28 protein-coding genes are annotated in these 26,081 nt (G+C 66.2%); 13 read left to right on the forward strand and 15 right to left on the reverse strand.

Annotation, left to right across the window (positions count from 1 at the left end; translation table 11 throughout):
• Positions 1 to 69: 69 nt before the first annotated feature.
• The 7 genes from R5H30_RS19015 to R5H30_RS19045 form a co-directional block, all read right to left on the reverse strand.
• The gene (locus tag R5H30_RS19015; protein WP_318330208.1) at positions 70 to 1,350 is read right to left on the reverse strand and encodes an ABC transporter substrate-binding protein; all 1,281 of its coding nucleotides are present in this window, start codon (positions 1,348 to 1,350) and stop codon (positions 70 to 72) included.
• A 95-nt stretch (positions 1,351 to 1,445) separates the two neighbouring features.
• Positions 1,446 to 1,574, reverse strand: a complete 129-nt coding sequence (locus tag R5H30_RS19020; RefSeq protein ID WP_412105153.1) for a hypothetical protein — start codon at positions 1,572 to 1,574, stop codon at positions 1,446 to 1,448.
• Positions 1,553 to 2,629 (reverse strand): branched-chain amino acid ABC transporter permease, encoded by a 1,077-nt coding sequence (locus R5H30_RS19025; protein WP_318330209.1) that lies wholly within the window; start codon positions 2,627 to 2,629, stop codon positions 1,553 to 1,555. Before R5H30_RS19025 ends, R5H30_RS19020 begins: the two co-directional genes overlap by 22 nt.
• Positions 2,630 to 2,633: 4 nt before the next feature.
• Positions 2,634 to 2,870 carry a hypothetical protein gene (locus tag R5H30_RS19030; RefSeq protein ID WP_318330210.1) on the reverse strand — a complete coding sequence of 79 codons (237 nt, stop codon included), beginning with the start codon at positions 2,868 to 2,870 and terminating at the stop codon, positions 2,634 to 2,636.
• A complete protein-coding gene (locus R5H30_RS19035; protein ID WP_318330211.1) occupies positions 2,870 to 3,244 on the reverse strand; it encodes a VOC family protein in 375 nt (124 codons plus the stop codon). Before R5H30_RS19035 ends, R5H30_RS19030 begins: the two co-directional genes overlap by 1 nt.
• Positions 3,244 to 4,233 (reverse strand): branched-chain amino acid ABC transporter permease, encoded by a 990-nt coding sequence (locus R5H30_RS19040; protein WP_318330212.1) that lies wholly within the window; start codon positions 4,231 to 4,233, stop codon positions 3,244 to 3,246. The genes R5H30_RS19035 and R5H30_RS19040 overlap by 1 nt, the downstream gene beginning before the upstream one ends.
• Positions 4,234 to 4,260: 27 nt before the next feature.
• Positions 4,261 to 5,019, reverse strand: coding sequence for an ABC transporter ATP-binding protein (locus tag R5H30_RS19045; RefSeq protein ID WP_412105155.1), 759 nt, complete (start codon positions 5,017 to 5,019; stop codon positions 4,261 to 4,263).
• Between the two features lie 163 nt (positions 5,020 to 5,182).
• On the opposite strand from R5H30_RS19045, the gene R5H30_RS19050 reads away from it, so the two are divergent.
• Positions 5,183 to 5,371 (forward strand): hypothetical protein, encoded by a 189-nt coding sequence (locus R5H30_RS19050; protein ID WP_318330214.1) that lies wholly within the window; start codon positions 5,183 to 5,185, stop codon positions 5,369 to 5,371.
• Here R5H30_RS19050 and R5H30_RS19055 read toward each other — a convergent pair.
• Complete coding sequence (locus R5H30_RS19055) at positions 5,350 to 7,320, reverse strand: AMP-binding protein (protein WP_318330216.1); 1,971 nt, start codon at positions 7,318 to 7,320, stop codon at positions 5,350 to 5,352. The two genes, R5H30_RS19050 and R5H30_RS19055, sit on opposite strands and share 22 nt — an antisense overlap.
• A gap of 266 nt (positions 7,321 to 7,586) precedes the next feature.
• On the opposite strand from R5H30_RS19055, the gene R5H30_RS19060 reads away from it, so the two are divergent.
• The 3 genes from R5H30_RS19060 to R5H30_RS19070 are packed head-to-tail and all read left to right on the forward strand — an operon-like array spanning position 7,587 to position 10,662.
• A complete protein-coding gene (locus R5H30_RS19060; protein WP_318330218.1) occupies positions 7,587 to 9,497 on the forward strand; it encodes a PAS-domain containing protein in 1,911 nt (636 codons plus the stop codon).
• Positions 9,494 to 10,195, forward strand: coding sequence for a response regulator transcription factor (locus R5H30_RS19065; RefSeq protein ID WP_318330219.1), 702 nt, complete (start codon positions 9,494 to 9,496; stop codon positions 10,193 to 10,195). Before R5H30_RS19060 ends, R5H30_RS19065 begins: the two co-directional genes overlap by 4 nt.
• A complete protein-coding gene (locus tag R5H30_RS19070) occupies positions 10,192 to 10,662 on the forward strand; it encodes a GNAT family N-acetyltransferase (RefSeq protein WP_318330220.1) in 471 nt (156 codons plus the stop codon). Before R5H30_RS19065 ends, R5H30_RS19070 begins: the two co-directional genes overlap by 4 nt.
• Positions 10,663 to 10,679: 17 nt before the next feature.
• Here R5H30_RS19070 and R5H30_RS19075 read toward each other — a convergent pair whose 3' ends face one another.
• The 3 genes from R5H30_RS19075 to fdhF form a co-directional block, all read right to left on the reverse strand.
• Entirely contained in the window at positions 10,680 to 11,876 is a 1,197-nt protein-coding gene (locus R5H30_RS19075) for a Zn-dependent hydrolase (RefSeq protein WP_318330221.1), read from the reverse strand.
• A 51-nt stretch (positions 11,877 to 11,927) separates the two neighbouring features.
• Positions 11,928 to 12,557 (reverse strand): LysE family translocator, encoded by a 630-nt coding sequence (locus R5H30_RS19080; protein WP_318330223.1) that lies wholly within the window; start codon positions 12,555 to 12,557, stop codon positions 11,928 to 11,930.
• Between the two features lie 69 nt (positions 12,558 to 12,626).
• Positions 12,627 to 15,398, reverse strand: a complete 2,772-nt coding sequence (gene fdhF, locus R5H30_RS19085; protein ID WP_318330225.1) for a formate dehydrogenase subunit alpha — start codon at positions 15,396 to 15,398, stop codon at positions 12,627 to 12,629.
• 216 nt (positions 15,399 to 15,614) lie between these two features.
• On the opposite strand from fdhF, the gene R5H30_RS19090 reads away from it, so the two are divergent.
• From R5H30_RS19090 to R5H30_RS19100, 3 genes are read left to right on the forward strand one after another with little or no spacing between them, the layout of a single operon-like run.
• Positions 15,615 to 16,268, forward strand: coding sequence for a histidine phosphatase family protein (locus tag R5H30_RS19090; protein ID WP_318330227.1), 654 nt, complete (start codon positions 15,615 to 15,617; stop codon positions 16,266 to 16,268).
• A gap of 11 nt (positions 16,269 to 16,279) precedes the next feature.
• The gene (locus R5H30_RS19095) at positions 16,280 to 16,897 is read left to right on the forward strand and encodes a glutathione S-transferase family protein (RefSeq protein WP_318330228.1); all 618 of its coding nucleotides are present in this window, start codon (positions 16,280 to 16,282) and stop codon (positions 16,895 to 16,897) included.
• Complete coding sequence (locus R5H30_RS19100) at positions 16,894 to 17,952, forward strand: saccharopine dehydrogenase (RefSeq protein WP_318330229.1); 1,059 nt, start codon at positions 16,894 to 16,896, stop codon at positions 17,950 to 17,952. The genes R5H30_RS19095 and R5H30_RS19100 overlap by 4 nt, the downstream gene beginning before the upstream one ends.
• A 72-nt stretch (positions 17,953 to 18,024) precedes the next feature.
• On the opposite strand, the gene R5H30_RS19105 is transcribed toward R5H30_RS19100, so the two are convergent.
• From R5H30_RS19105 to R5H30_RS19120, 4 genes are read right to left on the reverse strand one after another with little or no spacing between them, the layout of a single operon-like run.
• Positions 18,025 to 18,756 (reverse strand): SDR family NAD(P)-dependent oxidoreductase, encoded by a 732-nt coding sequence (locus R5H30_RS19105; RefSeq protein WP_318330231.1) that lies wholly within the window; start codon positions 18,754 to 18,756, stop codon positions 18,025 to 18,027.
• Entirely contained in the window at positions 18,753 to 19,958 is a 1,206-nt protein-coding gene (locus tag R5H30_RS19110) for an MFS transporter (RefSeq protein WP_412105154.1), read from the reverse strand. The genes R5H30_RS19105 and R5H30_RS19110 overlap by 4 nt, the downstream gene beginning before the upstream one ends.
• On the reverse strand, positions 19,955 to 20,713 hold the full coding sequence (locus R5H30_RS19115) for a DUF1365 domain-containing protein (RefSeq protein ID WP_318330232.1): 759 nt from the start codon (positions 20,711 to 20,713) through the stop codon (positions 19,955 to 19,957). The genes R5H30_RS19110 and R5H30_RS19115 overlap by 4 nt, the downstream gene beginning before the upstream one ends.
• Complete coding sequence (locus R5H30_RS19120) at positions 20,710 to 22,035, reverse strand: NAD(P)/FAD-dependent oxidoreductase (protein ID WP_318330234.1); 1,326 nt, start codon at positions 22,033 to 22,035, stop codon at positions 20,710 to 20,712. Before R5H30_RS19120 ends, R5H30_RS19115 begins: the two co-directional genes overlap by 4 nt.
• A gap of 250 nt (positions 22,036 to 22,285) precedes the next feature.
• Between R5H30_RS19120 and R5H30_RS19125 the strand changes: the two genes are divergently transcribed.
• The 6 genes from R5H30_RS19125 (at position 22,286) to R5H30_RS19150 (ending at position 26,076) form a co-directional block, all read left to right on the forward strand.
• Positions 22,286 to 22,807 carry a sigma-70 family RNA polymerase sigma factor gene (locus R5H30_RS19125; RefSeq protein WP_318330325.1) on the forward strand — a complete coding sequence of 174 codons (522 nt, stop codon included), beginning with the start codon at positions 22,286 to 22,288 and terminating at the stop codon, positions 22,805 to 22,807.
• A gap of 16 nt (positions 22,808 to 22,823) precedes the next feature.
• A complete protein-coding gene (locus R5H30_RS19130; RefSeq protein WP_318330235.1) occupies positions 22,824 to 23,480 on the forward strand; it encodes a ChrR family anti-sigma-E factor in 657 nt (218 codons plus the stop codon).
• Positions 23,481 to 23,637: 157 nt separating this feature from the next.
• Positions 23,638 to 24,234 carry a L,D-transpeptidase gene (locus tag R5H30_RS19135; protein WP_318330236.1) on the forward strand — a complete coding sequence of 199 codons (597 nt, stop codon included), beginning with the start codon at positions 23,638 to 23,640 and terminating at the stop codon, positions 24,232 to 24,234.
• Between the two features lie 94 nt (positions 24,235 to 24,328).
• The gene (locus tag R5H30_RS19140; protein ID WP_318330237.1) at positions 24,329 to 25,228 is read left to right on the forward strand and encodes an NAD-dependent epimerase/dehydratase family protein; all 900 of its coding nucleotides are present in this window, start codon (positions 24,329 to 24,331) and stop codon (positions 25,226 to 25,228) included.
• A 71-nt stretch (positions 25,229 to 25,299) separates the two neighbouring features.
• Complete coding sequence (locus tag R5H30_RS19145; RefSeq protein WP_318330238.1) at positions 25,300 to 25,773, forward strand: DUF4188 domain-containing protein; 474 nt, start codon at positions 25,300 to 25,302, stop codon at positions 25,771 to 25,773.
• Positions 25,774 to 25,860: 87 nt separating this feature from the next.
• A complete protein-coding gene (locus R5H30_RS19150; RefSeq protein WP_318330239.1) occupies positions 25,861 to 26,076 on the forward strand; it encodes a hypothetical protein in 216 nt (71 codons plus the stop codon).
• Positions 26,077 to 26,081 lie beyond the last annotated feature (5 nt).

Below are 26,081 nucleotides of genomic sequence, written 5' to 3' on the forward strand. Positions count from 1 at the left end.
TCACCGCCCGGACCGGCCCGGGCGGCGCTGGTTTCAAAGCCCCGGCCGCAGTTGCGGCCGGGCAAGGGCTCAGCAGCCCGGTTCGATGCCGCTTTCGGATGCGAAGGCCGCCGCGTCCTCGTCGATCAGCGGCTCGATGACCTCCTGGTCGGACTGGAAGAACTCGGTGATCATCTTCCACTCGTCGGCGGCCGCATCCCACTGCGCCACGGCACCGTAACCGTCACCGCCGTGGTTCTCGCAGCTGACCGAGAAGGTCGGACCGAAGTTCGGCAGGCCGAGGGCGGCCATCTTCTCTTCGGTGATCTCCAGCGCCTCCATGCCGTCACGCATCTGCGCCGGTGTCAGCGCCTGGGTGCCGTGGATCTCCTGCGCGGTCCGCGCCGCCTCGGCGGCCAGCATCGCCGCGTACATGCCGCGATTGTAAAGCGCGGTGCCAAGCTGATCGCCCGCACCCGCCGCCTTGCCGGCATCAACGACGTATTGCTTGAGATCGTCGTAGATCGGGTAATCGTCGCCGAGGTTGTGGAAGGTCAGCGCCTTGTAGCCGTCGGCCGCCTCACCCGCCGGGCGCACGTCGTTCTCCGACCCGGACCACCAGATGCCGATGAAGTTCTCCATCGGGAAGCGGATGTTCGCGGCTTCCTGCACGGCGACCTGGTTCATCACGCCCCAGCCGTACATGATCACGTAGTCCGGACGCTCGCGCCGGATCTGCAGCCACTGCGACTTCTGCTCCTGGCCGGGATGGTCGATCGGCAGCAGGCTGAGTTCGTAGCCATGCTTCTCGGACAGTTCCTCGAGCGTGCGGATCGGCTCCTTGCCATAGGCGGAATTGTGATAGACCAGCGCCACCTTCTTGCCGCTGAGATCATCGCCGTTGATGTCGAGCAGGTGCGAGATCGCCACCGACGCGCCGTCCCAGTAATTGGCCGGGTAGTTGAACACGTTGCGGAACACCGAGCCGTCCTTGGCCGAGGTGCGCCCGTAGCCCATCGTGTGCATCGGAATGCCGTCCGCAGTCACTTTCGGGATCAGCTGATAGGTGATGCCGGTCGAGAGCGGCTGGTAGACCAGCGAGCCTTCGCCCTTGGTCGCCTCGTAGCACTCGACTCCCTTCTCGGTGTTGTAGCCGGTTTCGCACTCGACCACGCGCACCGGCTCGCCGCCGATGCCGCCGTCGCGCTCGTTGAGCAGGGTGAAGTAGTCCTCATAGCCGTCGGCGAAGGGAATGCCGTTCGCGGCATAGGGGCCGGTGCGGTAGCTGAGCGAGGGGAACACGAGTTCCGCCATCGCAGGGCTGCCAGCCATCAGCGCTGTAACGGCGACTGTCGTAAGCTTCGTCTTCATCGGTGGTACCTCCCTTGGTTCTTGTCCGATGCCGCCGGGTGGCCCGGCGTGGTTGTCGCGGGCGGCATGTGTGCCGCGCGGGGTTCGCGACCGCCCTAGTAGGGGAACGGCCACAGTCTGAGTTTCTCCTTGGCAACGCGCCACAGCTGCGCCAGCCCGTGCGGTTCTGCGATCAGGAAAAGCACGATCAGCCCGCCGACGATCACCAGCTGCAGGTGCGCCACGATGNTTTCTCCTTGGCAACGCGCCACAGCTGCGCCAGCCCGTGCGGTTCTGCGATCAGGAAAAGCACGATCAGCCCGCCGACGATCACCAGCTGCAGGTGCGCCACGATGTCTGTGGCCCAGCCCAGCATGTCGACGCCGATGACCTTGAGCGCGACAGGAAGCACGACGAGGAAGGCCGCCCCGGCGAAGCTGCCGAAGATCGAGCCGAGCCCGCCGATGATGATCATGAAGAGCACCAGGAACGACTTGGTGATCCCGAAGACCTCGCCGACCTCGACCGCGCCGAGGTAGACCGCGAAGAACAGCGCCCCCGAAATGCCCACGAAGAAGGACGAGACGGCGAAGGCCGTCAGCTTCGAGCGCAGCGGGTTCACACCGATGATCTCGGCGGCGATATCCATGTCACGGATCGCCATCCATTGCCGGCCCATGGCGCCACGGGTCAGGTTCCGCGCGACGATGGCCGAAAAAACGGTGAAGATCAGGCAGAAGAGATAGGCCGCCCATGCCTCGGTGTTGGGGCCGGTAATCAGGATGCCGAAGGTGTCGCGCTCAGGCGCGTTGATCTGGCCGGAAGCCGAGTAGTTGTAGAACCACGGCACGCGATTGAAGAGCCAGACCAGGAAGAATTGCGCGGCCAGCGTCGCCACGGCGAGGTAGAACCCCTTGATGCGCAGGCTTGGCAGACCAAAAAGCACCCCGACGACGGCCGTGATCCCTCCGGCCAGCAGCACGTGGATGAACATGCTGACGTCCGGAAAGGCCGTCATCAGCTTGTAGCAGGCATAGGCCCCCACGGCCATGAAGCCCCCCGTGCCCAGCGAGACCTGCCCGCAATAGCCCACGAGGATGTTCAACCCGATCGCGGCGATCGAGTAGATCAGGAAGGGCACGAGGATCGAGTTAGCCCAGTAGTCGTTGATCAGAAACGGCACCACGAAGATCGCCACGAACAGCACCGCGTAATAGCGGTAGCGGTCGAAGCGGATCGGGAAAGTCTGCCCGTCCTGCTGGTAGCTGGTGTGGAAATCGCCTGCCTCGCGGTAGAGCATTCTCTCAGGTCTCCTCGAACGTCGGTTCGGCGCGGTTCGGGCGCTTGGCGTAGCCGCTTTGTTCCGAATATTTCACCAGCCGCAGGTAGGCGAAAAGCCCCAGCGCGGCGCCCAGGGCGGCCAGGATCGTCGCCGTCACCACCTGTCCGCGCTCGCTTACGTCGGCGCTGAGCGCGAGGTAGCCGAAGGCCCAGAAGCCCGACCAGGCCACGACGTTCAGGATCGCCATGAACTGCCGCATCAGACGAACTCCTTCGCGTCGCCGGGAAAGTCGTCACCCTGCGGCCCCACGAGGCAGAACCGGTGGCCGGTCGGCGCTTCCATCACGATCCAGGTCTTGACCCGCGCGATCTCCCTGGCGCCCAGCGCCTTGAGCCGTTCGCACTCGGCATCCCTGTCGTCGGTCTCGATGTCGAGATGTACACGCGGTTCGTGATCGACCGCCTGCAACAGCACCTTGGGATATCCGGCATGATCGTCGAAGGCGGCGTACTTGCCCTCCGCGTCGACCTCGCCCTCCATGCCAAGCATGTCCGACCAGAAGCGCACGGCGTCGCTCAGATCCTCTGTCTTGCAGTCGATGCAAACCACGCCGATGCGGGACTTGTGCGTCATCACACCCTCTCGATGATCTTTTCGCCGAAAAGTCCCTGCGGACGGAAGACGAGGAACAGCAGCGCCAGCATGTAGGCAAACCAGTTCTCTGTCGCGCCGCCGAGGAAAGGCGCGCCGATCAGGAACTCGAAGAGCTTCTCGCCCACGCCGATGATCAGCCCGCCGACGATGGCGCCCGGGATCGAGGTGAAGCCGCCCAGCATCAGCACCGGCAACGCCTTGAGCGCGATCAGCGACAGCGAGAACTGCACGCCCGACTTAGCGCCCCACATGGTGCCGGCGACCAGCGCCACGAAACCGGCGAGCGACCAGACGAGGATCCAGATGAAGTTGAGCGACACGCCGACCGAGAGTGCGGCCTGGTGATCATCGGCCACGGCGCGCATCGCCCGGCCCTGCTTGGTGAATTGCGCGAACAGTACCAGCCCGATCACGAGAACCGCCGCTACCACCGAGGCCACGATGTCGAGATTGTCGATGAAGAACCCGTAGCCGAAAGCCTCGAAGGTGATCTGGTCGATAGTCTCGTTGATGCCCTGCGGCAGGCCCACATCCAGCGTTTTGATATCCGACCCCCACATCAGGTCGCCGACGCCTTCGAGGAAATAGGCAAGGCCGATGGTGGCCATGAAAAGGATGATCGGCTCCTGCCCGACGAGGTGCCGGAAAACGAAGCGCTGCACCGCCCAGGCCAGTACAACCATCACCGCGATGGTCAGCACGATCGACACGAAGGCGGGGACATGCCAGCCGAAGTGATGCACGTCCGTGCCGAAAACGGCGTTGATCAGGTGCGCGAAGGGCACCTGCCCGTCCATGATCCCCACCAGCGTCAGCGCGGCGAAGAGCGCCATCACCCCTTGGGCATAGTTGAAGATGCCGCTGGCCTTGTAGATCAGCACGAAACCAAGGGCCACGAGCGCATAAAGCACGCCGGCCATCAGCCCGTTGATGAAGACCTCGATGGTGAAAAGAAGCTGGTCGGACATCACGCGGGTCCTCCGGTCGTTGCGGGCTCAGTCATGCGACACCCCGAGATAGGCGTCGATGACGTCCGGGTTCGCGCGCACCTCGTCGGGCGTGCCGTCGCCGATCTTCTTGCCGTAGTCCATCACCACGACCCGGTCGCTGAGATCCATCACCACACCCATGTCGTGCTCGATCAGCGCGATCGTGGTGCCGAACTCGTCGTTCACGTCGAGCACGAAGCGGCACATGTCCTCCTTCTCCTCAACGTTCATCCCGGCCATCGGTTCGTCCAGCAGCAGGATCGTGGGCTCCGCGGCCAGCGCCCGGGCCAGTTCGACGCGCTTCTTGAGCCCATAGGGCAGGCGCGCCACCGGCGTCTTGCGGATCGCCTGGATCTCGAGGAAGTCGATGATGCGCTCGGCCACCTCGCGGTTTGCGACCTCTTCGCGCTCGGCCGCGCCTTTCCAGAGCGCCTGGTTGAACAGCCCGGTCTTCATGTGGGTCAGACGCCCGGTCATCACGTTGTCGAGCACACTCATGCCCTCGAAAAGCGCGATGTTCTGGAACGTGCGCGCGATGCCCTGCCGCGCGACCTGGTAGGGCTTCATCGGCGGGCGCACCGCGCCGCGATACCAGACCTCGCCTTCCTGCGGGATGTAGAAGCCAGAAATCACGTTCAGCATCGACGATTTGCCGGCGCCGTTCGGTCCGATGATGGCGCGGATCTCGCCTTCGCGGATGTCGAAGGAGATGTCCTTGATCGCCTCGACGCCACCGAAACGCAGGGTGATGTTTTTCATCTCCATCACAACGCCGCCGATCCTGCGGCCGTCCTCGGTCGTCGTGACCGTGTCCGAAGAATCAAGCACGCGCCACCTCCCTGCCTTCTGCGCCCGCACGTCCTGATTGCGGGAAATTAACCCTTCTGTGCGCAGACTTGTGCCCAGGAGCAGCAGAAGGAGCCATGCAATGTTCATGGATATCGAGCGCAGCTACCTCGTTGCGCGGGCCCGCGACTGCAAGCGGCGCGGCCTCACCCAGATCGAAGCCTACGACACCATCCAGGCCGACCTGCGCGGCTTCAGCGCCAGCGAACGAATCCGCTGCGCGGTTGCGGCGGTATTTCGGTGCGGGGGTCATTCGGCTGCCATCTTCTGAGTGGCGGGCCAGGTCTTGGCCTCGCGGATCTCCAGCGTGGCCGAGATCGAGCCCTTGCGCCCGTCCTCGTAGGTCACTTCCGTGACCGTGTGCACCGAGTTCGAGCCGTCATAGAGCGCACGGATGATGTCGTCGTACTTGTCGCCGATGATGTTGCGCCGGACCTTGCGGGTCCGGGTCAGTTCGCCGTCGTCGGCGTCGAGTTCCTTGTGCAGCACCACGAAGCGATGCACCTGGCAGCCCGATAGCATCTCGTCCTCGGCCACGCTCCGGTTCACTTCCTCGACATGGCTCTGGATCATGTCCATGACCTTCGGATGCCGCGCGAGCTCCTGGTAGGAGGCGTAGCCGATGTTGTTGCGCTCGGCCCAGTTGCCGACAGCCATCAGGTCAATGTTGATGAAGGCCGTACACTCGCTCCGCCCGTTCCCGAACACCACCGCCTCGAGAATATTGGGGAAGAATTTAAGCTTGTTCTCGACATATTTCGGCGCGAAGAGCGAGCCGTCCGCCATCTGGCCCACGTCCTTGGCCCGGTCGATGATCCGCAGATGCCCGGTGTCCTCTTCGATGAAGCCCGCGTCGCCGGTCGCGACCCAGCCTTCGGCATCCTTGGTCGAGGCGGTGCTTTCGGGGTTCTTGTAGTACTCCACGAAAACGCCGGGCGAGCGGTAGTAGACCTCGCCGCTATCGCCGATCTTCAGCTCGACCCCGGGACAGCAAACGCCGACCGTGTCCGAGCGTACCTCGCCGTCGGGCTGGGCGGTGATGAACACCGTCGCCTCGGTCTGTCCGTAGAGCTGCTTGAGGTTGATGCCGAGCGAGCGGTAGAAATCGAAGATCTCCGGTCCGATCGCCTCGCCCGCAGTATAGCCGACGCGCACCCGCGAGAAGCCCAGCGTGTTCTTGAGCGGGCCGTAGATCGCAAGCTCGCCGAGGCGGTACTTGATGCGGTCCCACAGCCCAACAGGTTTGCCGTCGAGCAGGCGCGGCCCGACCTCGCGCGCATGGGCCATGAAGTGATCGAAGAGCCAGCGCTTGAGCTTGCCTGAATCCTCCATCCGGATCATCACGTTGGTCAGCTGGTTCTCGAACACCCGCGGCGGCGCGAAATAGTAGGTCGGCCCGATCTCGCGCAGGTCGGTCATCATCGTCTCTGCGCTTTCGGGGCAGTTGGTGCAGAAACCCGTCCACATCGCCTGACCGACCGAGAAGATGAAATCGCCCACCCAGGCCATCGGCAGATAGGCGAGGATGTCGTCGCTCTGCCGCAGCCCGTCGAATTCCGAGGATGATTTCGCCGTCTCGATCACGTTGCGGTTGCTCAGCACAACGCCCTTGGGCTTGCCGGTGGTGCCGGAGGTGTAGAGCATGACGCAGGTGTCGTCGTAGCTCAGCTTTTCCTGACGCCGCTCGAGTTCGGGACGCAATTCCTTTCGCTTGTCGCGCCCGCGGGCCTGAATGTCGGCGTAGGAGTCGAGCTTGGAGTGATCGTATTTCCGCAGCCCGCGCGTATCGAGGTAGATCATCCGCTCGAAGTCCGGCAGTTCGCCCTGCACCTCGATGACCTTATCGACCTGTTCCTGGTCGCCGGCGATCACGAAGCGCGCGCCGCAATGGTTCAGCACGTAAGCCATCTCTTCGGCGACCGAGTCCTGGTAGAGCGGCACCGGCACCGCGCCGCACATCTGTGCCGAGACCATCGCCCAGTAGAGCTTGGGTCGATTGCGCCCGATGATCGCGACGAAATCGCCCTCGGCGAGCCCGAGATCGAGCATGCCGAGCGCCAGAGCCTCGACTTCTTCGGCGGTTTCGGCCCAGCTCCAGCTTTGCCAGATGCCGAATTCCTTTTCGCGATAGGCCGGCGCGTCCGCGAATTCCTTCGCGTTGCGGTGCAGAAGCGCCGGAATGGACTGCGGTCCTCCGGCGCGCGCTTGCGTCGTGCTCACGTGTCGTCCTCCCAGACCCGGCCAGCGCCGGGCAACGCGGCCGGTCTCACTCCCGCCGACCGTCGTCGCGTAACATTCTTGCTTTTACAGTCGCTGGCAAGTTTTTCCCAATATTTTCGGAATCCTTTCGAATTGTTACCGGCCGCCGGATCGGCCGATGACCCGACGTCCACCCGTCCCCGCCGCGCGCGTCCGTCCGGCCGAGGCGACCCAGCGATTGGCCTGCCCGGAAAGCTTTGCTAGCCATAGGGGAAAGGAGACATGGCGTGCCGCACAGCCCGTTGCAAATCCGGACGCTGACCACAGCCGGGCTCAACCTGATCGCCCAGGCGCTGTCGATCTACGATTCCGATCTCAAGCTCGCGGTCTGCAATGCCCCGTTCCAGCACATGTTCGACCTGCCCGATCACCTGGTGACGCCGGGGGCCACCTTCGAGGACACGATCCGCCACCTCGTGACCGCCGGAGAATACGGGCCGGTCGCGGATATCGAGGCATTCGTGACCGAGCGCGTCGAACAGGCGCTGGCCTTCGTGCCGCACTACATGGAACGCACCCGCGCCAACGGGCGCACGATCTCGGTCGAGGGCTCGCCGCTGCCGCAGCGCGGCTGGGTGACGGTCTACACCGACATCACCCGCTCGAAGCAGCAGGAGGCTTTGTTGCGCGCCCGCTCCGAGGAGCTGTCGGACCAGCTGGTGGCCTATTCCGAAGAGCTGTCCTCGACCAACCGCGAACTTGCAGCAATGAACACCGCGCTTGCGGAGGCCAAGCGCGAACTGACCGAGATCGAGGCGCGCACCCGGCTGACCACCGAGATGATGCCGGCCCATATCGCCCATGTCGACGACGGCGGGCACTACACCTACTCGAACCGGCGCCTCAGCACCATGTTTCCCGGGCGCGATACCGAGATCCTCGGGCGGCATATCGGCGAGGTGCTGGGACCGCGCGCCTTCGAACGGATCGCGCCGAAGCTGCAGCAGGCCTACGACGGCACCGCATCGGTCTTCGAGTTCGGAGACGAGGCCAGCGCGCGGCGCATCCGCGCGGCCTTCACCCCGGACGGGCGTGGCGGCGTCTATATCCTCAGCATGGACGTCACCGAGGAAACCCAGGCGCGCGCCGCGCTGCAACAGACCCGGCGCCGAGCGCTGGCCGCGCAGATGACCTCGGGGCTGGCGCATGACTTCTCGAACCTTTTGACCATCATCCTCGGCCTGCAATCGAACCTGAAACGTCTTGACGGGCTGCCCGCCGAGGCGCCTGCGCTGATCGAGGCGACGCTGGCGGCGGCGCGGCGCGGCGGCGGTCTTTTGGAAAGCATTGCCGACGTCACCGCGCGGCGCACCCTGCGCCCCGGCGCGACAGACCTGCACGCGCTGCTGGAGGATCTGCGCACGCTCGCCGCGCCGACGCTGCCCACGGAGATCCGGCTGAACGTGATCTGCGATGCTCCCGACCGGCCGATGCTGCTCGATGCCGGGATGGTGCAGGACAGCCTTCTGAACCTGATCCTGAACGCGCGCGATGCCTGTGGAACGCACGGAACGATCACGATCCGCTGCCGCGCGCTCCACGAGACCTGGATCGAGTGGGTGGTCAGCGACACCGGGCCCGGATTTTCACCGCGCGCGCTGGAACGGGCCTTCGATCCCTTCTTCACCACCAAGGGCGCCGAGGGCACCGGCATGGGATTGCCGATGGTCTGGGACATGACCAAGCTCGCCGGCGGTGACCTGCGGCTGTCCAATACCGAAGACGGGGCGCAGGTGGTGCTGCGGCTGCCCTACCGTCCCGCCGTCGCCGCGCCCACTGGGCTGGTTCTGCTGGTCGAGGATCGCGAGGACCTGCGCGAGATCTACCGCGACATGCTGACCGGCCTCGGGCATTCGGTGGTCGAAGCGGTCTCGGCCGACGAGGCTACGGCCCTTCTGGCCGACGTGCCCGACATCAGCCTGATCTTGTCGGACATCCAGCTCGAGGGCGAGGCAACGGGGATCGACCTTGCCGCGCGGGTCGCGGGATCGAATACCGCGATCGTGCTGATGACCTCGCTGCCCGCAGACGACGCGCTGAGCGTGCAGGCGCGCGCCCGCGCGCCGGTCCTGCAGAAACCGTTTACCGCCGAAGACCTCGCCGCTTTAACCGGCGTGTTGACGGAGGCGGCGCAATGACGACGCCACTGGTCAGCATCCTCGACGACGAACCGGCGATCCGACGCATGCTGGCGGATGCGCTGGAAGAGGCCGGTTTCCGCACCCAGAGCTTCGCCCGCGCCCGCGAGTTCGAGGCCTCGCTGGCACAGGTCACGCCGGACGTCTGTCTTGTCGACCTTTCGCTGCCGGACACGGACGGGCTGGCGCTGGTCCACCGGCTGGCGTTGGAGCGCGGGGCGATCGTGATCATCATCTCGGGTCGCGCGCAGGTTCAGGACCGGGTGACCGGGCTCGAACTCGGCGCGGACGACTACATCATCAAGCCCTTCGAGCCGGCCGAGGTGGTCGCCCGCATCCGCGCCCGGTTGCGCGGCGCGCGCAGTGCGCCGCAGGCCGGACGGACGGCGGCCTTCGCCGGCTGGACCGCGCATTTCGACCGCTACGTTCTGGCCGATGCGAGCGGCGCGGAGGTCGTGTTCTCGCATGCCGAGGGCGAAATCCTGCGGCTGTTCCTGGAAAGCCCCAAGCGCCTGCTGAGCCGCGCACAGATGCAGGAGAGCCTCGGCGGGGCTGCGAGCGAAAGCTTCGACCGGGCCATCGACGTACGCATCTCGCGCCTGCGCACGAAGCTGCGCGAGGACCCGAAGAACCCGCAACTGATCAAGACGATCTACGGTGCGGGCTACATCTTTCTCGGCGACGTGAGGTGGCAATGACCGGCCCCGTGCGCCACAGCTTCGACGACCCGCAACTGGCCGACATCCTGTCGCTATTGCATGACGCCTTCGCCTACATGGACGGCAGGATCGATCCGCCGTCCTCACTGCAGCGCCTGACCCTCGAGGACGTCCGCGCGCATTGCGAGACGGGCGAGGTCTGGAGCATCGGCTCGCCGCCAAAGGCCTGCATGTTCCTCAGTCCCCGGCCCGACGCGCTCTACCTCGGAAAGCTTGCGGTGGCGCCGGAGCACCAGGGCAAGGGCCTTGCGCGGCAGTTGGTCGATTGCGCCGAGGCGCGGTGCGTGGACCTCGGGCTGCAAAGGCTCGAACTCAAGACGCGCGTCGAACTGGTCGCGAACCATCTCGCCTTTACACGGATGGGCTTCGTGGTCACCGGGCGGACGGCGCATCCGGGCTACGACCGTCCGACCTCACTGACCTTCACCAAGCTTGTCACGCGGTAATGCGGATACCGTAGCGTTCAGCGGCGCAGACGTTGCACCGCCGCGTCGAGCACTTTCAGCCCCGCGACAAGGTCCTCCTCGCGCGTATCTTCCGCGAAGGCATGGCTGATCCCGTCGATGGACGGCACGAACAACATGGCGACAGGCATCAGGCGCGAAACGTTCGTGGCGTCATGCAGCGCGCCCGAGGGCATCCTGCGCCAGCGCGCCGGCGCCACCTCTTCGGCCCCGGTCTCCAGCGCGCCGCGCAGGCGGGCATCCATTTCGACCGGCTCGAGGCCCAGCATCGGCCCGAACGACAGGGTCATGCCGCGCGCGTCGGCGACCTCGGCGGCGGTGTCGCGGATGATCTCTTCCATGCGCTTCAGCCGGTCACCGTCGGCGTCGCGCCACTGCATCGAGAACACGGCCCGGCCCGGCACGATCGAGGACGCGTTGGGATGCAGCGAGACATGTCCGATCGTCCAGACCGTGCGCGGCGTCACCACGTTGCGGAATCGCTCCTCGATCGACGCATTGAACGCGGCGAGCGCCTGGAAGGCGTCGCGGCGCAGGTGCATCGGCGTGGTGCCGGCGTGGTTCTGCTGGCCCTCGAACGTGACCTTCATGTCGCGAATGCCGACGATGTCGGTGACGACCCCGATCCGCTCGCCGGTCGTGTCGAGGTGCGGCCCCTGCTCGATGTGCATCTCGATGAAACCGCCGAATTGCGCAGGATCGACAGGACCGGTGACCATCGTATCCATCGCCTGTCGCGCGTCGCCCAGCGCGATGCCGGCGTGATCGGTCAGCGCATCGGCCTTGTCCTGTTCGATGTTGCCGGCCCAGACCGCGCTGCCCGTCGTCACGCCCCAGCGCCCTTCCTCGTCCTGGAACGAGACGCAGGAGACCGGTGGTCCGCCCGTCTCTTTGGCGGCGCGAGCCAGTTCCAGACCGGCGATCACGCCCAGCGCCCCGTCGAGCCAGCCGCCCTCGGGTTGGCTGTCGGAATGCGAGCCGACCAGAAGCGATCCCGCACCGGCAAGGCCGAAGACATTGCCCATCGGGTCGACCTCGACACGCAGCCCGGCCTCGGTCATGCGGGACGCCAGCCACTGGCGCGCTCCGACGTCGGCGTCGCCGTAAGCGGGGCGCACCACGCCCTTCCCGACACCTGCGGCGCCGAAGGATCGCAGTTTGTGAAAGTCGGCGAGAAACCTGTCGGGATCTGTCATGGCCGCAGACTAGGGCAAAGCCCGCGCCGCCGGAACCCGCCAGCGCCGCGTTCAGCGCGCGGGCTCGGGATCCTTCAGCGCCAGGAGCCCGGCCGCCGCGATCATCAGCCCGCCGCAGACCCGGTTCACGACCGCCCGCGACCGGGTGCCGATCAGACCGGCCGCACGACGACCCAGCCAGCCCCAGCCCAGCAGGATCGCGCCGTCGACCGCCAGATAGGTTGCGCCGAGGATCAGTAGTTGCGGCAGCAGCGGCAGGGCAGGGTCGATGAACTGCGGGAAGAGCGCGCCGAAGAACACCACCGCGAACGGGTTGGCGAGCGAGGTGACGAAGCCCTGCCGGAACAGACGTAGCCGCGTCCCGGCGACGCCGGCACCGGTGCGCATCTCGGGCTCCGCACGCAGCATCAGGCTCAGGCCGATCCAGGCAAGGTAGGCAACACCGGCCCACTTGATGACGGCGAAGGCCTGCGCCGACGTCGCGATCACCGCCGCGAGCCCGAAGGCGGCGGCGGTCATTTGTAGCGCGTTGGCCGAGAGGTCACCCGCCACGGTCCAGAGGCTGCGGCGCAACCCGTGCCGGATCGCGTTCGACACGATCAGCAATTGGCTGGTGTCGGGCGGCGTGGCGAAGAACACCGCCACCGCCGCGAGGTAGATCAGGTAGGTTTCAAGCGGCATCGGCCCTCCCTGGCGGCAAATGTGCAAGACGATACTTGCACAAGCCTGCTGCCGTACCCTGTCAGCGGATCACTCCGCGGCTTGTGCCGGTTCCGCGCCCGCCTTTTCGACCCTTACGGCCGAGAACTTGAACTCGGGGATCTTGCCGTACGGGTCGATCGCCGGATTGGTCAGGATGTTGGCCGCGGCCTCGACGAAGGCAAAGGGCAGGAAGACCATGTCCGGCGATACCGCCCGGTCGGCCCGGGCCATGATCGAGATCGTGCCGCGCTTGGTCGTCAGCCGGACGTGCTCGCCCGGTGCGACGCCAAGCTTCCGCAGCGTCGACGGGTGCAGCGAGCAGTTGGCCTCGGGCTCGAGCCCGTCGAGCACGCTGGCGCGCCGGGTCATCGAGCCGGTATGCCAGTGTTCGAGCTGCCGCCCGGTGGTCAGGATCATCGGGTAGTCGGCATCCGGCACGTCGTCGGGCGGAATGATCGACGCAGGCGTGAACCGCGCCCGCCCCTCGGGCCGCGGGAACCCGTCACCGAAGACGATCGCCTGGCCCGGATCTTCGGGCGACAGCGACGGGTAGGTGACCGCGCCCTCGCGCTCGAGCCGCTCCCAGGTGATGTTGTTGAGGCTCTTCATGTTGCGCTTCATCTCGGAGAAGACATCCGCGGGGCTGTCGTAGTCCCAGCCGAGCCCGAGCCGCTTGGCGAGTTCAACCTCGATCCACCAGTCCTCCTTTGCCTCGCCCGGTGGCGGCACGGCGGGCCGGCCCATCTGCACCTGCCGGTTGGTGTTGGTCACGGTCCCGGACTTCTCGGCAAAGGCCGAGGCCGGCAGGATCACGTCGGCGTAATTCGCCGTCTCGGTGATGAAGATGTCTTGCACGACGAGGTGATCGAGCTTGGCCAGCGCGTCGCGGGCGTGTTCGACGTCAGGGTCCGACATTGCCGGGTTCTCACCGAGGATGTACATCGCCTTGATATCGTCGGCGTGCACGGCATCCATGATCTCGGTCACCGTCAGCCCCTTCTGGTCCGAGAAATCCCCAGAGCCCCAGACCTCGGTGAAGGCCGAGCGCACGCCGTCGTCCGTCACCGGCTGGTAGTCCGGCAGGAACATCGGGATCAGCCCGGCGTCGGATGCGCCCTGCACGTTGTTCTGACCGCGCAAAGGATGCAGGCCGGTGCCCGGACGGCCGACCTGCCCGGTCATCAGCGCCAGCGAGATCAGACAGCGCGAGTTGTCGGTGCCGTGGATGTGCTGCGAGATGCCCATGCCCCAGAAAATCATCGCCGCCTTCGCCCCGGCGAAGGTGCGCGCCACGTCGCGAAGCACCTCCGAGTCGACGCCGCAGATGGCAGCCATCTTCTCCGGCGGAAACTGCGCCAGATGCGCCTTCTCGGCCGCCCAGTTCTCGGTATAGGCCTCGATGTACTGCTGGTCGTAGAGCCCTTCTTCGACGATCACGTTCATGATCGCGTTCAGCATCGACACGTCCGCGCCGGGCCGGAACTGCAGCATGTGGCTGGCGAACCGCCGCAACCCGACGCCGCGCGGGTCCATCACAATCAGCTTGCCGCCGCGCTTGGCGAACTGCTTGAAGTAGGTCGCAGCCACGGGATGGTTCTCGACCGGGTTGGCGCCGATCACGATCGCCACGTCTGCATTCTCGATCTCGTTGAAGGTCGCGGTGACCGCGCCCGAGCCGACGTTCTCCATCAGCGCCGCCACCGAGGAGGCGTGGCAAAGCCGCGTGCAGTGATCGACGTTGTTGTGGCCGAACCCCTGCCGGATCATCTTCTGGAAGAGATAGGCCTCTTCGTTGGTGCATTTTGCCGACCCGAAGCCCGCGACCTCGCGCCCGCGCCCCTTGAGCCCGGCGGCGGCGAAATCCAGCGCCTCGTCCCAGCTCGCCTCGCGGAAATGGCTTGACCAGTCGGCGGGATCGACGTTGAGCCCTTTCGGCGGGGCATCCTCGCGCCGGATCAGCGGCTTGGTCAGGCGGTGCGGGTGGTGGATGTAGTCGAACCCGAACCGCCCCTTGACGCACAGACGCCCCTCGTTTGCCGGGCCGTCGATGCCGTCCACGTACTTGATGCGATCGCCCTTGACCTTCAGCGAGACCTGGCAGCCCACGCCGCAGAACGGGCAGACGCTTTTGGCGGCGCGGTCGTAATCCTCCGCATCGCCCCGCTGTTCCGCGTCGAGCACGGTTGCCGGCATCAGCGCGCCCGTCGGGCAGGCCTGGACGCATTCGCCGCAGGCCACGCAGGTCGAGGCGCCCATCGGATCGTCGATATCGAACACCGGAAAGGCGTCGTGGCCACGCCCCGCCATGCCGATCACGTCGTTCACCTGAACCTCGCGGCAGGCCCGGACACACAGGTTGCACTGGATGCAGGCGTCCAGGTTCACGCGCATCGCGACGTGGCTGTCGTCGAGCAGGGGAACGCGATCCGCTTCGAGCTTCGGCAGACGGCTTTCGCGCACCCCGCTTTTTTCTGCCATGTCCCACAGGTGGCTCGACCGGTCATGCGCCTTGGCCTGCTCGGGCTGATCGGCAACCAGCATCTCGATCACCATCCGGCGCGCCGACTTCGCCCGCGCCGAGGCGGTCTTGACCACCATGCCGTCTTTCGGCTCGCGGATACACGAGGCCGCAAGTGTGCGTTCGCCGTCGATCTCGACCATGCAGGCGCGGCAGTTGCCGTCCGGCCGATAACCCGGCGCCGGCTTGTGACAAAGATGCGGGATCACCAGCCCGCGCCCGTGCGCGACCTCCCAGATCGTCATGCCCGGTTCCGCGACGACTTCCTCGCCGTCGAGCGTGAAGGTGATCCCGTCACTCATGTCGCGTGCTCCTGCGTCTTCCGTCATGACTCTATACCGGCAGGCCGAAAGGCCAAGCAGGCCCAAAGTCGACATCCCGCGCCGAAATCCCGGCACGCGGGTTTCCCATCGGTCACCCGGCGACGCGTTTGATCCGCACGGCGCCGATTTCGCGCCCCGCTCTTTCCAGCCGTGCGCCGCTCGCCTAACAAGGCGGAGCAGTACCGGGGCCGCAGCATGAGCCACATCACCCTCGTCCGTCACGGACAGGCCAATTCCACCGCCCGCGACGAGGCGGGCTATGACCAGCTGAGCCCGCTCGGCCGGCAGCAGTCGGCCTGGCTCGGCGGCCATCTCGACGCCCACCGCCAACTGCACACCCGGCTCTATACCGGCACCCTGCGCCGGCATGTCGAGACCGCCGACGCGATGGCCACCGACCTCGACCCTGTGCGCGATTCGCGGCTCAATGAACTCGAATACTTCACCCTCGCCCGCGCCATGCAGGACGAGCACGGGCTTGCCATCCCCTCTGACCGCGAGGGCTTTGTCACCCACCTGCCGCAGGTCTTCGCGGCCTGGCACGAGAACCGGATCGCCGCAGCCCCGGAAACCTTCGCGGCCTTCGAGACCCGGATCCGCGACGTGCTGGACGATATAGCCGCGGGCGATGGTCCTGCGCTGGTCGTCACCTCCGGCGGGCTCATTGCCTTCGCCATGCGCCAGATCCTGCGGCTCGACATTCCGGCCACGGCAGCGATGGCGCTGGCGATCTTCAACACCTCGCTGCACCGGCTGTTTCCCATCGGCGGCACCCTCGCTCCGGTGCTCTTCAACGCCATCCCGCATCTCGAACCGCCCGACCGGCATCACGCCCAGACCCACCTCTGAGGAGAACGGCCATGCGCCTCTACTGCGCCCCGAAAACCATATCCGTCGCCGTCTACATCGCCCTGCACGAAGCCGGCCTCACATTCGACGTGACAACTCTCGACTTCGGCGCCGGTGAACAGACGCAGGCGCCCTATCTCGAGATCAACCCCAAGGGCCGGGTGCCGACGCTCGAGCTTGCCGATGGCCAGCGCCTCACCGAGACCGGCGCCATCCTCGAACTGGTCGCCGCTCTGGCACCGGACGCCGGGCTGATGCCCGAGGACGCGCTCGCCGCGGCGCGGGTGCGCTCGGTCATGTACTACCTGGCCTCGACCGCGCATGTGAACCACGCGCATGCCCGCCGCGGCGCGCGCTGGGCCGACCGTCCCGAGAGCCACGCGGACATGGCTGCCAAGGTGCCGCAGACCATGACCCAAAGCGCGCGCTTCATCGAGGCGCATTGCCTCGGTGGCGACCCGCTCGGCGGCGAGACGCCTTGTGTGGCCGACTTCTACGCCTTCATGATCTGCAGCTGGATGGAAGGCGACGGGGTCGCGATCGACGACTTCCCCGGGATCACGGCTTTCCTCGAACGGATGCGCGCGCGTCCCTCGGTCCGGGCGGCATACGACGCGGGGTTGCTGTGAGCGTGCACCTCTGGCTGCGCGCCGAGCAGCGCCCGAACGAGACGCGCACGCCGCTAACCCCGGACGGTGCCGCCGCGCTGATCGCCGAAGGGTTCCGCGTCAGCGTCGAACGCGCCCGAACCCGTATCATCCCCGACGCCGGCTACGCCGAGGCCGGATGCGACATGGTCCCCGAGAATGGCTGGCCCGACGCCCCGCGCGACGCGGTGATCCTCGGCCTCAAGGAACTGCCCGACGACGGCACGCCGCTGCCGCACACCCACGTCATGTTCGGGCATGCCTACAAGGACCAGCCCGCCGGGCGCCGCCTTCTAAAGCGCTTCCGCGCCGGCGGCGGCACGCTGATCGACCTGGAATATCTCACCGACGACGCCGGGCGCCGGGTCGCCGCCTTCGGCTATTGGGCCGGCTACGCAGGCGCCGCCGTGGCGCTGAAATGCTGGACGGCGCAGGTCCGCGGCGGGTCCTGTGGCGCCCTCCAATCCTGGCCCGACGCCGAACATCTGCGTGCCGATCTAGCCGCCGAACTCGACGCGACAGGCACCCCGCGCCCCGACGCGCTTACCATTGGCGCACTGGGCCGCGTCGGTACCGGGGTGAGTGATCTTTGCCGTGCGCTCGACGTTCCGGTCATCGGGTGGGACATGGCCGAGACCGCCCGCGGTGCGCCCTTTCCCGAAGTGCTCGACCACGCGCTTTTCTTCAACTGCATTCTCGCGCAGCCCGGCACGCCTGTCTTCGTGCCTGCCGACACCGGCGCACGGGATCGCAGACTGCGGGTGATCGCGGACATCGCCTGCGATCCCGACAGCGACTTCTCCCCGATCCGGGTCTACGACCGCGCGACGGACTGGCACACCCCGGCCCTGCGCGTGCATGACACGCCCCCGCTCGACGTGACCGCCATCGACAACCTGCCCTCGCTTCTGCCGCTCGAAAGCTCGCAGGATTACGCCGCGCAACTGTTGCCGACGCTCGCGCGGCTCGCCGACCCGGACGATCCGGTGCTGGCGCGCGCGAAAAAGACTTTCCGCGACCATCTCGCTCGGCTTTGAACCGACCTGCCCCTCTCTGGTTCGAAAATATCCCCGCCGGAGGCATGAAGGTCTTCGGCGAACCCGCCTGGATCACGAGAATATGCGGAAGTAAAGCCAGTCGGGCAGGAATTGCGAGACGCGAAACACCAGCGAAAATGCCCAGGGAAAGCTCTTCTTGAAGCGCCGGCTTTCCATGTGATCCAGCATCTCGCCCGCCGCCGCCTCCGGCTCCATGATAAACGGCATCTTGAAATCGTTCTTGTCGGTCAGGCGGGTGCGGATGAAGCCGGGATTGACCACCTGGACCCGCACGCCGGTCGCGCGCAGATCCGCGTGCATGCATTCGGCCAGCGACATGATCCCGGCCTTCGACGCGGTATAGCCGATCGAGCCCGGCAAACCGCGAAATCCGGTCAGGCTCGAGGTCAGCACGATATGGCCAGCGTCGCGCGCCACCATATCGGGCATCACCTCTCCCAGCACCCGGACCGCGCCGGTGAAATTCACGTCGGCCATCGCGGTTGCCTGTCCCGCGTTCCACTCCGTCGCCGGGAACGGCCAGTAGACGCCCGCCAGCCAGACCAGCCCGTCGACCCGGCCAACGGCTTCGGCGGCTTCCGCCACGCTTTCGTCGTCCGAGACATCGATGACCTGCACCTGGGCCGGGCCAGGCAACTCGGCCGCCAGCGCCTCGAGGCTCTCCTTCGAGCGCGCCGACAACACCAGCTCGGCGCCCTTGGCGCTCATCCGGCGCGCCAGGGCCGCGCCCAGCCCCTCGCTCGCCCCCACAAGCCAGTAACGCTTTCCCGTCCAGTCACTCATGCGGTGGCCTCCCTTGGCGACAGCAACAACAATCCCAGTGCGACCGCCTTGAGCAGACAGGGCACCCCGGCGTAAAGCAGCGTCAGCAGCGCGAGCGCGGCATCGGGGTTGTCGCCGGACCCGCTGTCGAAGCCGGCGCTTCCCAGAAGCGGCAGCAAAACCCCGGCCGCCAGTGCCAGCGTCAGCTTCGACACGAAGGACCAGAGCCCGAACCCTTCCGCCGCCGAGGGCGAGATCCGGGCCATGCGGGCCGCGAACATCGCCGGCAGCAGTGTCAGGTCCGCGCCCAGCGCCGCGCCCGAGACCAGGCAGACCGCGGCGAAGACCGGCCAGTCGCCGGGACCCAGCGTCAGCGTCACGGCGAAGGCGGCGATGGCCAGCAGCATCGCCCCGCCCAGCGTCGCGCGGGCACCGTACCGTTCGGCCAGCGCCCCCCAGCCGGGCGCGGCGAGCGCCGCGGCGAGAAAGAAGGCCAACAGCAGCGGTCCTTCGAGGCCCGGCGCCTCGAGCCGGCTCTGCACGAAGAACAGGAACAGCGTCGAGGTCACCGCCACAGGGGCCGCGTTGACCAGTGCGATCAGCAGCAGGTGGCGCGCCGGGCCGTCGCCCAGCACGGCGCGCAGCCCGATCGACGGCGCCGTGGTCTCGGTCGTGACCCATTCGCCGCGCATCGCGAGCCAGGCACAGACCGCCAGCAGCGCGAAGGCGACGGCATACCCGGCGTAACCCAGCACCAGCGGGGCAACGGAGGCGACGCAGATCCCGACCAGCGCCCCGGTCTCGCGCCAGCGCGCGAGGCGCAGGTGCCCGTCCCCGGCGCGCACGACGCCCTGGGCGTAGAAGTTGATCGTCAGGAAGCTGAAGGCCGAGAAGACGACGGTCAGCGAGATCGCGAACCAGACCAGCGGCGCGAGCGCCGGAGGCAGCGCGAAAAGCGCGACCATGCCCACCGCGATCACGGCACAGGCGAGCGCGACGGCGCTGCCGCGGGACGGGCGCAGATGCTCGGACAGCCGTCCCAGCAGCGGGTCCTGGACCACGTCGATCAGGCGCAGGCCGGCCAGAACGGCGCCGAGCGCAGCGAGTGAGACGCCGTACTCGTCGGCATAGACCTTGGGGGCGTGAATGTAGATCGGCAGACCCGCTGCCGAGAGCATGGCGGCGAAAAGCGCGTAGGACGGGTAGCGCGGCGCGTCATTCACCGGCTGACCTCTTCGGCCGGCGGGGTCGGTTGCGCCCGGAAGCGCGCGCCTTTCCACCAGAGCTTGAGCGCCTGCCAATGGATCAGCGCCAGCACACGCCGCGACCCGAACGGCCGGCGCAGCATCGCCCGCAACAGCCCAGCGTTGCTCAGCGGCGACCGCTGTCCGGTCAGGGTTGCGACCAGCCCGCCTTCGGCACGGTCGTAACCAATCCAGATCCCGATGCGGTCGGGTGCGAGGTTGAAGCGGAAGGCGTATTCACCCGCCACGGGCTGAAACGGCGAGACGTGCAGGATCTTGCGGGCGCGGAGCGTGTGCTCGGACGCGATCGGCGACAGGTCGGGGTGTGTGCAGAGGTAGCAGTGACGATCGCCGTAGGTATTCGTGACCTCCGCGATGCTCGCGATCAGCGCCCCGTCCGCACGCCGGCAGAACCAGAAGCTGACCGGGTTGAAGACGTGACCGAGAACACGCGGCTGCGCCAGCAACTCGATCTTCGCGATGCCGGCGATCTGGTACCGCTTTAGCACTTCGCGGACCCAAGCCGCCCCGCGCCCGGCGCCGGGAGCACCGCCGTGGTCGCTGTCCCAAAGCGCGGCGAGCGCCCGGCGGTTGCGTCCGAAGAGGGCCGGACCCGAGGCCTCTGCCTCGGCGTCGAGGAGAACATAGTCGACGCCGTAACGGAACGCGTTGCGCACCGCGCCGCGCCGCCCGTGGAAAGTCTGCCCCGCGATATGTTCGACAGTTGCCGTCATGCCGCCGCCAGCGACACCTGCCGCTGCCGCATCCGCTCGACCACGTCGACGGCGCTGGACAGCCCGTCCTCGTGGAAGCCGTGCTTCATCCAGGCGCCGCAGAACCACGTGTTGTCGGTCCCGTTGTTCCGCTGCAGCTCCTGCTGGGCCGCCAACGCCTCGAGCGTGTACACCGGATGGCGCAGTGTCACCTGGTCGTAGATCAGCTCTTCGCGGATCGGCCGGCGGGAATTCAGCGTGACGAAATGCGGATCGTCCTGCGGGATCGGCTGGAGCGAGTTCATCCAGTAGGTCAGATCGATCTCGTCGGATCTGGCGTTGCGATCCTCGGTGTAGACCCAGCTTGCCCAGGTCTTGCGCCGGCGCGGCATCAGGCTTTCGTCGGCGTGCAGCACGATCTCGTTCGGCTGGTAGGCAATGGTCCCGAGACTCGCGCGTTCCTGAGCGGAAGCGTCCGCCAGAAGCCGCAGCGTGTCGTCGGAATGGGTCGCGAAGATCACGTCGTCGAATACTTCCGAAACGCCCCCGTGCGCGCGGATCGTGACCTTGCCGTGCTGGCGCCTTACCTCCTGCACCGGGGTCTTCAGCCGGATGCCAACGCCCCGCGACCGCAGGGACGCCTCGAGCCGCGAGACATACTGCGCCGAGCCGCCCTGCACCGTGTACCACTGGTGCTGACCGTAGGTGTTCAGTAGGGCATGGTTTTCGAAGAACTGGATCATCGCATGGGCCGGAAACTCCATGATCCGCTCTTTCGGGGTCGACCAGATCGCGCCGGACAAGGGCAGCAGGTAGTAGTCGCGGAACCAGGTCCCGGTGCCCATCTTGCCGAGGAACTCGCCGATGTTCAGGCTGCGGTCGCTGGCCCGGCGCAGGGCATGCCGGTTGAAATGGAAGATGTCGCGCACCATCCGCAGGAACTGCGGCACGACGGTGTTGCGCCGGGTGGCGAAAAGCGCGTCGAGCGAATGCAGCGCGTATTCCATGCGCCCGCCGTCGATGGAGGCGCCGAAGCTCATGTTCGATTTCACCACCGGAACGCCGAGCGTGTCAAAGAGCTCGGCAAGATGCGGATAGTTGGCGTAGTTGAAAACGATGAAGCCGGTATCGACCGGCTGGTCCCCGTTGCGCCCGGCGATCACGGTTCTCGCATGACCACCGAGGCGGTGCTCGGCCTCGAACAGCACCACCTCGGCCTCGTCGGCAAGCATGTGCGCGGCACCCATGCCGGAAATGCCACCGCCGATCACGGCGATCCGCCGGCGCGGACCGGACGGCTGCAGTGCGGCGATGGAGCTTGCGGTCGGGGCTTCGAAAGGCATGTCGTTTGTTTCCACTCTTTACGGAATTTCATGTAGATACGGGACAGGTGTTGAAATGGATGCAACGCGGACGCAAAAATCTGATCCGACCCCGCGAGGATGACGTAAACGATGCATGTTCAGCGGTGTCGAGCCATTTACGCCCTACGACGTGGGCAATCTTCCGGAGGCTCTCCGGTCGGTCGGTGCGTCGGAACGAGTTGAAGCGGATCGAAAACGCGTGAGCGCAGAAGACGGAACTGACAGGCATATGTGGGTGGCGCAGATGACGCTGGTCCGCGATTTCCGCGACCGCGCGGCCTTCGCGGAGCTTTTTGGGCATTTCGCGCCGCGGGTGAAAGGGTTCCTGATCAAGTCCGGCACCAACGCCGATGTCGCCGAGGACTGTACGCAGGACGTGATGGCGACGGTCTGGCGCAAGGCGCATCTCTTCGATCCCTCGCGGGCATCCGTGGCGACGTGGATTTTCACCATCGCCCGGAACCGCAGGATCGACTTGATCCGCCGGCAAAGACGGCCCGAGCCCGAGGATCTGACCTGGGGACCGGAAGAGGAGCCTGACCAGCATGACGTGCTGGCGCTCCAGCAGGAAAGCGAGTTGCTGGGTGCTGCGGTGGCGAAACTGCCGAAGGCTCAGCGGGAACTGATCGAGAAGGCGTATTTCGGGGACCTGACCCACAGTGAAATCGCCGCGGAAACGGGTCTGCCACTGGGCACGATCAAGTCGAGGATACGGCTGGCGCTGGACCGCTTGCGCCATGCGATGAAATGAGAAGTGACGAATTACAATGACAGAAATCATCAAACATCACCTTAGCGACGCGTTGCTTATGGCCTATTCGGCCGGCAACCTGCCCGAAGCGTTTGACCTTGCCGTCGCAACGCACATTTCACTCTGCGACGAGTGCCGCGCCAAGGCAGAGAGTTTCGATGCCGTCGGCGGCGCGCTGTTGGAAGAAGCGGATGCATCCGCCGAATCCCTGGGCGCGGTCAGCCTCGATGCGACCTTCGCCCGCATCGACGCCCAGCCGCAGGACCGCGTGGCGCCGCGCCGCAATCCGAATGGCGTGTTCCCCGCCCCGCTGCATGACTACGTCGGCGGCGATCTCGAGGCCGTGCGCTGGCGGTCCGTCGGGATGGGCGTGCGACAGGCGATTTTGACCACCGGCGACCGCGCGACGGCGCGACTGCTCTATATCCCGGCCGGTCTCGCGATGCCCGATCACGGCCACCGCGGGATGGAGCTGACGATGGTTCTGCAGGGCGCGTTCCAGGACGAGGACGATTACTTCGCGCGCGGCGACGTCGAAATCGCGGATTCGGACGTGCAGCACACGCCGGTTGCCGATGTACACGAGGACTGCATTTGTCTCGCCGTCACGGACGCTCCGCTGAGGTTCACCAGTTTTATGCCCCGGATCGCGCAGAAATTCCTGCGGATCTGACTCGAAATGGCTTGAAACAGGCCAAATCGAACGCCAGATACGCCTGACTTTCGCCGCAAGTGGATCGCATACTCGCGACTCACGCATGATTTACTGGCACTTCAGGCGCACGCGTGCTGTTACCTAGCCCATCGCGCAAGCAAGAGGGGATTGAACCATGACCGATTGGACACGTCGCAAATTCGCCGCGGCCGCGCTGGCGACTCCCTTCCTCGTCCGGCCGGCTGCTGCACAGATTCTCGATCCCGCGTTCGAGGAGGACCTCGCGCAGGAACGCCGCGAGACCGGCGCGGTGCGCCGCAACATCTCGAGCTTCCGCACCCAGCGCTGGCAGGACCACTTCGATCGTCTTGGGCGCTCGACGATCGTCTGCGATACCGAATCGCGGTGTCTGCATTACTGGAGCGCGGACGGATCGGACTACCGCATCTATCCGACTTCGGTCCCGCGCACCAACGAACTGACCAAGCGCGGCTACACGGAGGTCGTGCGCAAGCGGGTCGGTCCCGACTGGACGCCGACGCAATCGATGCTCGAAGCCGACCCGACGCTCAGCTACATGCCCCCGGGCCCCGGCAATCCGCTCGGAACCCACGCCATGTACCTCAGCTGGCCCGCCTACCTGATCCACGGCACCCACGACACGCGCAAGATCGGACGCCGGTCCTCCTCGGGCTGCATCGGGCTTTACAACGAGAAGATCGAAGAGCTCTACGGCCTTTGCCCGGTCGGTACGCAGGTTCGCATCATCTGATCCGGTCAACCGGTTGAAACGAAACAGACCCCGGGGTTCATCTCCCGGGGTTTTTGCTGCTAGGTCTGCGCCAGACGCCACCAAGGAGCAGACCATGCGGATTCTCTTCACCGGCGGCACCGGCAAGGCCGGCCGCCACGTGATCCCCTACCTGATCGAACAAGGCCACCGCGTTCTCAACGTCGACCTGCAGCCGCTCGATCTGCCCGGCGTCGAAAACCGCATCGTCGACATCACCGATCCCGGTCAGGTCTACGACACCATGTCCTCGCTTGTCGGGTTCGACGAGCTCGACCCCGGAACCGGCGTGCCGAAGTTCGATGCCGTGGTGCATTTCGCCGCCGTCGCGCGCATCCTCATCACCTCGGACGGCGAGTGCTTTCGCGTCAACACCATCGGCACCTACAATGTCATCGACGCCGCCGTCCGCTTCGGAGTGCGCAAGATCATCTTCGCCTCGTCCGAAACCGCCTACGGCGTCTGTTTCGCGGACGGCGTCCGCAAGCCCGTGTACCTGCCCATCGACGAAGATCACCCGACGGTTCCCGAAGACAGCTACGCCATGTCGAAAGTCTGCAACGAGGCGACCGCCCGCGGCTTCCAGCGCCGCTCGGGCTTCGACATCTACGGGCTGCGCCTCAACAACGTGATCGCGCCGGATGAATACACCACGGATTTCCCGGCCTATATGGAAAACCCGGACCTGCGCCGCCGCAGCACGTTCTCCTACATAGACGTGCGCGACCTCGGCCAGCTGGTGCAGAAATGCCTCGAGACGGACGGACTCGGCTACGAGGTTTTCAACGTCTCGAACGACGATCACTCGGTGAGCCTCACGACACCGGAACTGCTCGAGCGCTACTATGCCGACGTGCCGGTCAGACGCGACGTCGGAACGCACGAGACGCTGTTCTCAAGCGCCAAGGCCAAGCAGATGCTCGGGTACCAGCCGCAGCATTCCTGGCGCGACCACCTCGACGATCCGCGCGGCTGACCTCGGACCGGCTTTGCGCGAATCGACGCGCGTGCCACAGTCCTGCGGCTTGTGTGCAGGGAGACTAGGGCATGTCCGGAGTGATCGCCGACCGAATGACCGCCCGGATCGAGGGCGATTTCGTCGTCTTCCTGATCGGCGTGCGGATCAACAAGCCCTGGAAGATCGGCGCATGGCTGCCGACGGTCCGGGCAATGCCGCGCATGCTGGCGGAGTTGCAGCGCCTGCCGGCGGAGCAGACCGGCTTTCTCGGCCATACTGGCCTGGCGCGGGCGGGCATCGTGCAATACTGGCGCAGCTTCGCGCATCTCGAAGCCTACGCGCGCGCCGACGACCGTCATCACTTTCCGGCCTGGGTCGACTTCAACAGGCGGCTGAAGGACCGGCGCGGCGACGTCGGGATCTGGCACGAGACCTATCTGGTCAAGGCCGGGCAATACGAAACGCTCTACTCCGGCATGCCGCCGCACGGGCTGGGATGTGCCGCCGAACTGGTGCCGGCCACCGGAGGTCGGGCAGAGGCACGCGGCCGTCTGCAGGCTTGAAACCCGCCAGCAGAAAGATCGCGCAAATTCGCCACAAAATCGACACTGCGAGGCGGTACCCGATCTGCACCAGGGGAGCCTTGCACCATGAAGCGATATTCGCCGGAACGGATCCGAACCGTCATTGTCCCGCCGCAGATCTTCGGGACCCACCGCGCGTTGTTCCACGTCCTGCGCGAGCTTGACCGGCCCGTGGCAGCCGTCGCGCGCCCGCGCCCGTCCGCGCCTGTCGCCAAGGCCATGAACGCTGTCCGGGACTACGTGCGGATCGAGGCCGACGAGTTCGTCTTCGCGACGGCCTGAGCCTG

Source organism: Roseobacter sp. FCG-D35 (assembly GCF_033436665.1).
Taxonomy (GTDB): Bacteria; Pseudomonadota; Alphaproteobacteria; order Rhodobacterales; family Rhodobacteraceae; genus JAWQFO01.

Bases quoted from the DNA above. Each gene is read 5' to 3' on its own strand.
- R5H30_RS19120 (WP_318330234.1), bottom strand. From the start codon at position 22,035: ATGCCTTTCGAAGCCCCGACCGCAAGCTCCATCGCCGCACTGCAGCCG.
- R5H30_RS19135 (WP_318330236.1), top strand. From the start codon at position 23,638: ATGACCGATTGGACACGTCGCAAATTCGCCGCGGCCGCGCTGGCGACT.
- R5H30_RS19015 (WP_318330208.1), bottom strand. From the start codon at position 1,350: ATGAAGACGAAGCTTACGACAGTCGCCGTTACAGCGCTGATGGCTGGC.
- R5H30_RS19075 (WP_318330221.1), bottom strand. From the start codon at position 11,876: ATGACAGATCCCGACAGGTTTCTCGCCGACTTTCACAAACTGCGATCC.
- R5H30_RS19140 (WP_318330237.1), top strand. From the start codon at position 24,329: ATGCGGATTCTCTTCACCGGCGGCACCGGCAAGGCCGGCCGCCACGTG.
- fdhF (WP_318330225.1), bottom strand. From the start codon at position 15,398: ATGAGTGACGGGATCACCTTCACGCTCGACGGCGAGGAAGTCGTCGCG.
- R5H30_RS19040 (WP_318330212.1), bottom strand. From the start codon at position 4,233: ATGTCCGACCAGCTTCTTTTCACCATCGAGGTCTTCATCAACGGGCTG.
- R5H30_RS19045 (WP_412105155.1), bottom strand. From the start codon at position 5,019: ATGGAGATGAAAAACATCACCCTGCGTTTCGGTGGCGTCGAGGCGATC.
- R5H30_RS19095 (WP_318330228.1), top strand. From the start codon at position 16,280: ATGCGCCTCTACTGCGCCCCGAAAACCATATCCGTCGCCGTCTACATC.
- R5H30_RS19130 (WP_318330235.1), top strand. From the start codon at position 22,824: ATGACAGAAATCATCAAACATCACCTTAGCGACGCGTTGCTTATGGCC.
- R5H30_RS19145 (WP_318330238.1), top strand. From the start codon at position 25,300: ATGTCCGGAGTGATCGCCGACCGAATGACCGCCCGGATCGAGGGCGAT.
- R5H30_RS19070 (WP_318330220.1), top strand. From the start codon at position 10,192: ATGACCGGCCCCGTGCGCCACAGCTTCGACGACCCGCAACTGGCCGAC.
- R5H30_RS19125 (WP_318330325.1), top strand. From the start codon at position 22,286: ATGTGGGTGGCGCAGATGACGCTGGTCCGCGATTTCCGCGACCGCGCG.
- R5H30_RS19080 (WP_318330223.1), bottom strand. From the start codon at position 12,557: ATGCCGCTTGAAACCTACCTGATCTACCTCGCGGCGGTGGCGGTGTTC.
- R5H30_RS19105 (WP_318330231.1), bottom strand. From the start codon at position 18,756: ATGAGTGACTGGACGGGAAAGCGTTACTGGCTTGTGGGGGCGAGCGAG.
- R5H30_RS19035 (WP_318330211.1), bottom strand. From the start codon at position 3,244: ATGACGCACAAGTCCCGCATCGGCGTGGTTTGCATCGACTGCAAGACA.
- R5H30_RS19115 (WP_318330232.1), bottom strand. From the start codon at position 20,713: ATGACGGCAACTGTCGAACATATCGCGGGGCAGACTTTCCACGGGCGG.
- R5H30_RS19150 (WP_318330239.1), top strand. From the start codon at position 25,861: ATGAAGCGATATTCGCCGGAACGGATCCGAACCGTCATTGTCCCGCCG.
- R5H30_RS19065 (WP_318330219.1), top strand. From the start codon at position 9,494: ATGACGACGCCACTGGTCAGCATCCTCGACGACGAACCGGCGATCCGA.
- R5H30_RS19050 (WP_318330214.1), top strand. From the start codon at position 5,183: ATGTTCATGGATATCGAGCGCAGCTACCTCGTTGCGCGGGCCCGCGAC.
- R5H30_RS19030 (WP_318330210.1), bottom strand. From the start codon at position 2,870: ATGCGGCAGTTCATGGCGATCCTGAACGTCGTGGCCTGGTCGGGCTTC.
- R5H30_RS19090 (WP_318330227.1), top strand. From the start codon at position 15,615: ATGAGCCACATCACCCTCGTCCGTCACGGACAGGCCAATTCCACCGCC.